Source organism: Pseudoalteromonas sp. SR45-5 (assembly GCF_014163565.1).
Lineage (GTDB): Bacteria > Pseudomonadota > Gammaproteobacteria > Enterobacterales > Alteromonadaceae > Pseudoalteromonas > Pseudoalteromonas distincta.
Map to the genome: position 1 here is coordinate 1 of NZ_JACJDN010000156.1, position 7,135 is coordinate 7,135.

Annotated in this window: 9 protein-coding genes; 3 read left to right on the top strand and 6 right to left on the bottom strand. The window is 38.9% G+C overall.

What is annotated here, in order from left to right; genetic code table 11:
- Both H5072_RS07975 and H5072_RS07980 read right to left on the bottom strand, forming a co-directional pair.
- Positions 1-634 (bottom strand): CLCA_X family protein (locus H5072_RS07975; RefSeq protein ID WP_182693203.1); only part of this gene is annotated, 634 nt, incomplete at its 3' end.
- Between the two features lie 24 nt (positions 635-658).
- Positions 659-1,255, bottom strand: coding sequence for a tRNA-uridine aminocarboxypropyltransferase (locus tag H5072_RS07980; protein WP_024597610.1), 597 nt, complete (start codon positions 1,253-1,255; stop codon positions 659-661).
- 137 nt (positions 1,256-1,392) lie between these two features.
- On the opposite strand from H5072_RS07980, the gene H5072_RS07985 reads away from it, so the two are divergent.
- The gene (locus tag H5072_RS07985; protein ID WP_182693200.1) at positions 1,393-1,737 is read left to right on the top strand and encodes an Hpt domain-containing protein; all 345 of its coding nucleotides are present in this window, start codon (positions 1,393-1,395) and stop codon (positions 1,735-1,737) included.
- A 367-nt stretch (positions 1,738-2,104) separates the two neighbouring features.
- Positions 2,105-3,322, top strand: coding sequence for a pyridoxal phosphate-dependent aminotransferase (locus H5072_RS07990; protein WP_024597609.1), 1,218 nt, complete (start codon positions 2,105-2,107; stop codon positions 3,320-3,322).
- 67 nt (positions 3,323-3,389) lie between these two features.
- Here the strand turns inward: H5072_RS07990 and H5072_RS07995 are convergent, their stop codons facing one another.
- Genes H5072_RS07995 through H5072_RS08010 form a run of 4 tightly spaced genes read right to left on the bottom strand, consistent with a single transcriptional unit; the run spans position 3,390 to position 6,343 of the window.
- The gene (locus H5072_RS07995) at positions 3,390-3,857 is read right to left on the bottom strand and encodes a glycine zipper 2TM domain-containing protein (protein WP_002959676.1); all 468 of its coding nucleotides are present in this window, start codon (positions 3,855-3,857) and stop codon (positions 3,390-3,392) included.
- 55 nt (positions 3,858-3,912) lie between these two features.
- Complete coding sequence (gene lpoB / locus H5072_RS08000) at positions 3,913-4,533, bottom strand: penicillin-binding protein activator LpoB (protein ID WP_182693201.1); 621 nt, start codon at positions 4,531-4,533, stop codon at positions 3,913-3,915.
- Positions 4,534-4,544: 11 nt separating this feature from the next.
- Complete coding sequence (locus H5072_RS08005) at positions 4,545-4,970, bottom strand: YcfL family protein (RefSeq protein ID WP_002959678.1); 426 nt, start codon at positions 4,968-4,970, stop codon at positions 4,545-4,547.
- A gap of 8 nt (positions 4,971-4,978) precedes the next feature.
- Complete coding sequence (locus tag H5072_RS08010; RefSeq protein WP_182693202.1) at positions 4,979-6,343, bottom strand: COG3014 family protein; 1,365 nt, start codon at positions 6,341-6,343, stop codon at positions 4,979-4,981.
- A gap of 224 nt (positions 6,344-6,567) precedes the next feature.
- Between H5072_RS08010 and H5072_RS08015 the strand changes: the two genes are divergently transcribed.
- A complete protein-coding gene (locus H5072_RS08015) occupies positions 6,568-7,026 on the top strand; it encodes a hypothetical protein (RefSeq protein ID WP_024595110.1) in 459 nt (152 codons plus the stop codon).
- Positions 7,027-7,135 lie beyond the last annotated feature (109 nt).

Sequence of the window (7,135 nt, forward strand, 5' to 3'; positions counted from 1 at the left end):
CTTCAATACAGGCTTCAAAACACCGTGCTGCAAGCTCTTCGGGCATGCTCATATAATTCATATTGTGGGCTTTATCGTGTTCTATACACGTTTGTACAAAGTTATTTGCATCAATACCATCTTCATCTAAAAATACATGTTTATAAAAACTGTTCAAAGCATTATTAAGTGGGTGCGATAAATTAGGTGTGTTTGAAAGCCAAAGCTTTGATGCAAAACCAAAGCGAGGTTTTGCAGCAAATAAGTGCTCGCTTATATGATGATCAAATGCATGAAACCATTCGTGAGCCAATGCGCCACCGCCCGCATTTTTAGCTAAAGCAAGGGTTTGTGAAGCTGCGTTATAATGCGCTTGTACGCCTTTTTGACCGCCATGCCCAAAGGCAAAGTTAAGCTTCCCGCGCAGGCCAATTGCTTTAGGTGGTAAATGCAGTATTTGTGCAAGGTCGGCCAGTGCATCGTAAATTAAATTGGCGCTAATGTAGCGCTCTTCTTTAGTTACCCATTTACCAACGACCATTGACCTAAAGCCGAAGGTATCTCTTATATCGCTAAAGTCGACTTGGTCGTCAAAGCGATAGTCGGGTCCTTGGCGAGTAAAGCCACGTTTTAGTCTGTTAGGGTAGTTACGCATTGCAAGTTTCATATAGTAACGAATTTAATCTAAGTAACGTGCTTTTACGTGCTCAGGCATGTGTTGGGTTTGTTTTTGTATTAATTCATTTAGCGCATTATAAAGTGGTGCGGGATTTAGCTGCTCTATTAAAAACAAACTATGCGCTACAGCTTCAAGTGTGGATAGGCTGTCGGCCCGAGGAGCTTTACGAATAGCATAACGATTTTTAGGTAGCTGTTTAAAACTGACCGTTTTAAATTGATTTAGTAATGTGGTGAGCTGCAAAATTTTGTAGACTTTTTTCCATGTACCATCAACCACGATTAAATGGGTGATGTTTTTTACATTTGGCTGCTCAGTGTTATCGTCTAAATTTACAGCGTGTTCGTTAGGGTAGAGTAAAACAGTTGAGCTTACTGGCAGTGTTTTTAGTATGGAAAAGTCATCATTATTTTCGCCTTTGATTATTTGGCAATCAGTTAGGCATAAATTGAGTAGTTTAGCGGTATTTTTTGCTATTTTTTCTTCACTCGGGTGCTGTAGAATAATAACCGTAACTTTGTTGTTTATATTTGTAATTGCGTTGCAAATACAGGTGTTTATTGAAAAGTTACAATGATTACAAAGTGTGCGTGCCATTTAATAAACTTTTTGTTGCCAGTATGTTCCTCGCAATTATACATTTATAAGGTAATTAAGTTGGTTTTTTTTACGCATCAATATAAAGTAGTACTATTAAACTGTAACTTACATGGATTGTTTTAAGGGCTTAAAATATGGCAGAAATAAATATTGATACATCAGCATTAGAGAGTATGGAATCGTTATTGGGTGAGCAGTTTGCTGATACACTTGATTTTTGCTGCTCAGAGTTTGAACGTTTGGGCTCAGAAGTGTTAGCAACCATTGGTAAAGATAAAGAAGCAGCTATTCGCCACTCCCATAGCTTAAAATCGAATGCGGCGCAGTTTGGAGCTATAAGCCTTGCTGAAGTATCGCGTGTTATTGAACAAAATTTAAACCTAGATAACTTAGCTGAAGCTATCGACGCATCTAATAGCTTAATGGCTCAAGTAACAGGCTCTCAAGCTAAGCTAAATGAATGGTTAGCATCTCGTTAATTATTGAAGCCGAAACGTGAATTTATTTCAGTATTAAGCACCTAAATTGACTGGCATTTTACGCCTTTACTAGGTTAGTCTAAAGACTCACTAGGGCGTGTTGAACTTTCGGGATTGAATTTGCAACGAGTGTCTGGTTTTTAGGTTAGGCAGAGCCTATGCAGTGTGGTTTTTCCACATAAATAGGCGATAACAACACATAAAATCCAAACACGCATTGCCCAGAGGGTTCTTCCTAGGGGCTATTTTCTCTTTGTTACTCAATTTTTACTTAGCCCACTAGGTTACAAATCTCGCGCCGCGATTAAATCGCCCCTAGGTTGAACAAATTTAATCCATAAAGTCAATACGCCCTAAAGAGGTAAAAATGTCTGATATTAAAAAGAGTCACAAATTAGAAGGTGTATGTTATGACATTCGTGGGCCGGTTTTAGCACAAGCTAAAAAAATGGAAGACGAAGGTCAAAAAGTATTAAAATTGAATATAGGTAATCCTGCTGCTTTTGGTTTTGATATGCCAGAAGATATGCACCGCGATATTATCCGCAACTTATATTCAGCCCAAGGTTACTGTGACTCTAAAGGCCTCTATTCAGCCCGCGTGGCTATTTATCAGCACTATCAACAACGTGGATTACATAATTTAGATGTAGATAGCATATATATTGGTAATGGCGTAAGCGAACTTATTCAGATGATCACCCAAGCGCTATTAAATAATGGCGATGAAGTGCTTATTCCAGCTCCAGATTATCCACTTTGGACTGCTTCTGTCACATTATCGGGTGGTAATCCGGTGCATTATTTATGTGATGAAGAGCAAGATTGGTTTCCGGATATTGCAGATATAAAAAGCAAAATAACGTCTAAAACTAAAGCTTTGGTATTAATTAATCCTAATAATCCGACAGGTGCGGTTTACAGTGATGATTTGTTAATGCAATTAATTGATATAGCGCGTGAACATAAACTGCTGTTATTGAGCGATGAGATTTACGAAAAGATTTTATACGATGGTATAACGCATACTTCAATCGGCTCACTGTGTGATGATGTACCAATCATTACTTTTAATGGTTTAGCAAAAACCTACCGTGCAGCGGGGCTAAGAATGGGGTGGATGGTGCTAAGCGGTCGTACCTCGGTAATGGATGATTTACGCAAAGGTCTTGAAATACTTTCATCTATGCGTTTGTGCGCAAATGTACCTGCGCAATATGCAATTCAACAAGCGTTGGGCGGCGTGCAATCAATTGATAATTTAATTAACCCAGGCGGGCGCTTATACGAGCAGCGCGATATAGCATGGCGCGGGTTAAACGCTATTGAAGGCATTAGTTGTAAAAAACCTAAAGGCGCGCTTTATGCGTTTGCCAAAGTAGATACAGCACTTTTTAACGTTAAAGATGATGAAAAGATGATGTACGATTTGCTAAAAGCCGAAAAAATATTACTTGTACATGGCAGGGCGTTTAATTGGCCCGAGCCGGATCATTTTAGATTGGTATTTTTACCAAGCAAAGATGATTTATCGGATGCGATGTTAAAAATGAAGCGTTTTTTTAAAGACTATCGCCAAGTATAGTTATTTAAAAAGTAAAAAAACGAGCCAAATTTGGCTCGTTTTTTTACTTTAGTCATGAATATATTGGCTAATACGCTTTATCTACACGCACCGTGTTGTCGTTCAAGTACACTAATCTTACGTTATCGCCTTTGCTAAAGCGCATTGATTGGTCTTGGTCTTGAACAACCATAAACTGGTCGCCGTTTTCAACTTGTATTAATAACTCTACAAAATGATTTTGCTGATAATGACTTTGCTGCTGCCTATTGTGTGCAACACTGCCGCCAATTACCGAGCCTAATATTGTTGCTACTGTGCGGCCGCTACCGCCACCAAACTGGTTGCCTACAACACCACCGAGTAATGCACCGCCGAAGGTTTTCCAGCCGTTGTTTTTGTCTTGAATGATTTCTTGTTCGGTAATATTGCGTACCGATTTTACGTCACCAAATAAAACTTGCTGCACAGGGACTGCTTTATTGCGCTCGTATTGAGCAAAAGTTGGCGCGCTCACACTAAGTAGGGCACACATTATTAATATTATAGCTTTCATAATAATCTCCTATTGGTAGCCTTTATGGGCTTATTAGCCCGTAAAGGCTTAGTAACTACCAACCAAATGTCGATTTTTGTTTAGTTTTACGAATTTCAGTTTCGTCAGCCCATTCAACTAGGCCGCTTTCCATATCCATTAAACGCATCGTAAATTTATAGTATACGTCTGATTTATCGGCATTTGATTTAACTATGCTCGATAAATTTCCGTATAACATATATTGCGCGCCAATTTGTTTACCAAATGCAACGGCTGTTGCAGGGTTAACCAGGGCATCTTCGTTTTGAAACGTTAATTGCTCACGTACTGACTCAACACGCGTCATATCTACAAAACGGAACTTACCACTGCGTAGCATTTGCGTTGAGATTGAATCGGTGATTGATTCAGTATCAATGTGCTCACTAGTTTTATTTTTAATACGCTCAACAAATACTACGGGGCGTTTATTAGCGGTCATTGTGCCAACAACGGGTGAGCTGAGTAATGAATCGGTCATTTGGCTCGCTACTTTTTGTAAGTCGGTAGAGCCAAAATTAATATCGGTTGTTTCTACTGCTTGTGCGTCGCCATAACTTACTACGGCTTTATTAGCACAGCCACTTAATACTAAAGCGCTCAGGCCAACTAAAGCGTAAGTTGATGCTGTTTTAAATTTGTTACTGATGATCATGGTTGTTTCCTTTAATCTTTAAATTCTTGTGATTCGGTAGACACTTCTCTTACTGCTAAAGAAAAGGTAACCGCATCAGAGCTCGGTGCTAAGCCCGGTAATTGTGTTTTTGCAAAACCAAATAAGGTGAGTGCTTGCCAAGGTGAGTGGTTGCCTTTAATAACAAAGCCGTCTTTATCAAACCAATTAAATTGATACTGTAAATACTGTGATTTTTTATACTGGCTCGAAAGTGTCACTACCACATCGGTTAACTGGTTAGTTTGACGTGTTTTCACATCAGTAATGGCCAGCTTTTTACCAAGCTCTGGGTTATCTACACGTAATTGCTCATTAAACTGGTTTTTATTTTGTTCAACAGAAATACCCGATGTAACCGGTTGGCTGGAACATGCACTGAGCATTAAGGCTGCTAATAATGGCGCTATGTATTTCATGATGGCTCCTAAAGTTGAACTACGTGGTAATTAAAGTAGTTATTAATAGAGGTTAAGTAAATTAACGTTAACCCTTGCTTACTAATGGTAAAATTTATGGGTGCTTGTGTGCCTATATGCAGAGAATGCTCACCTGTATTTAGGCTTTGCCTTGCGACACTTATTTGATTTGGAAGTGTAAGCCAGCTGCGTGTATCAGCTTGCTCAGACGCCAAATTATAAATATTAGCAAGTATGTTACCTACATCACCGGCACTGCGAGCAAGTTCTGCCCGTACTTTCTCTTTGGCTACTAATCTGAGTACTTGGCGAGCGACTTTTGCAGGTATTTGATCTTCTAGAGTTTTAGCTGCAAGTGCCTCAATGTGTACCAGTGGGCTAAGCGCCAAGCTTTGTGCATCTATATTTATATTGTTAAGGCGGCGCACATAGGCATTATCTTTATATACCGGCATCGCCAAGCTGTAAAAGCGTGCATCGCCACGTGATGAATAAATTGGCAAGCGCAGTTTAAATTCATCTTGTTTTGGTACTAATCCTTGTTCAAATAAAACAATTACTTCGCCTTGTGATGAAGAAATAGTGGGCGTATCGCCAAAGCGTTTTTTAAATTCATTTAGATCTTGGTCAAACCCTTGTTTTTTAGCAAGGCGCATCACATCTTGCTGTAAATAAATATTGTTAGGTTGTATAGCCAATGCTTTTTTATAATCGATATAGGCGTCGTCGTATTGTTTAGCACTTTGGTAAAGCAAAGCAGATAAGTAAAATGTGTAGGCATTTTGAAAGCCATTTTTTATGTTTCTGGTTACATTGCTCATGCTTGGGTAGTGTTGCTGAGCTTCTTTAACGGTTGAGTCTACTTCTGCTTCATTCTCGCTAAGCGCATCAACTTGTACTTTATTAGCTCGGCGAATTTCGACCAATGCGCCTTCAACATCATTTTTATACACGTAGTTAAGTGCTTTATAACTATGAAGCATGCTCATTTCGTAAGCGGGTGGCACATAAGTTATTGCTGAGTCGTTGGTAAATAAAGCGTTACTTTGTTCAAGGCCCGCACTAACTTGTATTTTGGCGGCTTCACGCTTTTTTTGCATTTGCGTATACACGTTCTCAAATTTACTTTGTGCATCATCTGGTGTATTTGCTAAGTCGTTTAAACGAGCTTGCTCAAGTTGGTTGAGTAAGTAGCTGCTGTGCAGGGTGCTATTATTAGCAATAAGGGATTGCGCTTCTTCGATGTTGTTTTTCTCGATCGCATTTCTTATTGGTGTCATTTGTGTGGCATAGTCATTAAATAGGTCATTAAAACCCATTGTGCTACACCCACTTAAAATAAAACAAAAGCTTAAAATTATACTGCGGCGCACTGAGCACTCCTCTTAATTTACCTGTATACATTAACATACTATTTTTAGCTAAATGTGTGAAATATTGTAAAAAATCGTAGAGTAAAACTGCCTGCTAATAAAGAAATATAAAGTGACATTAGTGAACAAAATGTGAATTTTTTTGGTTTATTATCACTCCACTGAAATAGTATTTTCGCTTTAGCGGTCTTGCTAAGAGTTATATCACTTAGAGGAATTAAAAAATGAAAAAGTTTACAGGTGCAGCAATGGCTGTAATGGTAGCAGGTTTAGTTGGTTGTAATGCAACAGAGGCAGAAACGGCAACATCAAGTGCAGTTGCTAGTAATGGCGCAACAACTGATTTAGTTCATTGTTATGATGCGAATGTATGTGGTGGCCATAACGATTGTAAAACAGCTGAGAATGCATGTGCAGGTCAAGCGTCATGTAAAGGGACTGGTTTTGTAGCAATGCCTGCAAAATCATGTGCTGACGTTGGCGGTACAGTAAAAGATAAATGGGTTGGCAGTGTAGCTAAAGCAGATTTAGTACATTGTAACGATGTAAATGTGTGTGGCGGTCATAACGATTGTAAGACTGCTAATAATGCTTGTGCTGGACATGCATCATGTAAAGGCACCGGTTTTGTATCAATGCCTGCAAAAGCATGTGGTGATATTGGTGGTTCTGTAGGTAGCTAATACCAATTTATCGAACGCATAAAATAAGCTTGAACGATGTGTTTATTATTCAGGCTTATTAAGGAAGTTTATGACAAATCGTTTTTTAGGTTTTGGTTTAGGACTAAGA

Coding starts and splice junctions, on each gene's coding strand:
- H5072_RS07980 (WP_024597610.1), bottom strand. CDS start 1,255: ATGGCACGCACACTTTGTAATCATTGTAACTTTTCAATAAACACCTGT.
- H5072_RS07985 (WP_182693200.1), top strand. CDS start 1,393: ATGGCAGAAATAAATATTGATACATCAGCATTAGAGAGTATGGAATCG.
- H5072_RS07990 (WP_024597609.1), top strand. CDS start 2,105: ATGTCTGATATTAAAAAGAGTCACAAATTAGAAGGTGTATGTTATGAC.
- H5072_RS07995 (WP_002959676.1), bottom strand. CDS start 3,857: ATGAAAGCTATAATATTAATAATGTGTGCCCTACTTAGTGTGAGCGCG.
- lpoB (WP_182693201.1), bottom strand. CDS start 4,533: ATGATCATCAGTAACAAATTTAAAACAGCATCAACTTACGCTTTAGTT.
- H5072_RS08005 (WP_002959678.1), bottom strand. CDS start 4,970: ATGAAATACATAGCGCCATTATTAGCAGCCTTAATGCTCAGTGCATGT.
- H5072_RS08015 (WP_024595110.1), top strand. CDS start 6,568: ATGAAAAAGTTTACAGGTGCAGCAATGGCTGTAATGGTAGCAGGTTTA.